At 63.9% G+C, this 446-nt stretch carries 1 protein-coding gene; it reads left to right on the forward strand.

The genetic code is table 11. From position 1 onward, the window contains the following. The coding region (locus EN939_RS38450) for a hypothetical protein (protein ID WP_164751666.1) at positions 1 to 108 on the forward strand (108 nt) is incomplete at its 5' end. Positions 109 to 446: the final 338 nt, after the last annotated feature.

A 446-nucleotide genomic window follows, 5' to 3' on the forward strand; every position in this document is an offset into this window, starting at 1 on the left:
CACCCGGCCCAGGTGTTCATGGTGCTGCTGGAACTCGACCTCGCCGGCCGCCTCGAGCGCCATGCCGGAGGGAATGTTTCGCTGGTGTTCGGGGAGCCTTCCGTCTGACGCTGTTCGCATTTTCGCGCCGCCGAACTCCTTCGAGAAGCTCGGCGAGGATGGCCTTTTCAGCCGGCTTTCCGCTTTGCCGCGCCTGTGCTCATCTGTTCGACGCCAAGACCGGCCGGCGATTGCAGGGCAAAGGTCTGATATCCCGAGGCAAAGGTCTCAAGCAAAAGTTGGCTCTTGCCACTCGCGTCCGTTGGCACCAATCTCGCTCAGCCGCTCATCGGTGGATGTCGGCATGACAGGATCTTGCCATGACCCGCGATCAGATGCTCGCCCACCTGCGGTCCGCCGATGCCGTCGCGCGCGACACGGCGGCGCATGGGCACCATCCCTTCGGT

The sequence above is a fragment of the Mesorhizobium sp. M7A.F.Ca.CA.002.05.1.1 genome (assembly GCF_003998335.1).
Classification (GTDB): Bacteria; Pseudomonadota; Alphaproteobacteria; order Rhizobiales; family Rhizobiaceae; genus Mesorhizobium.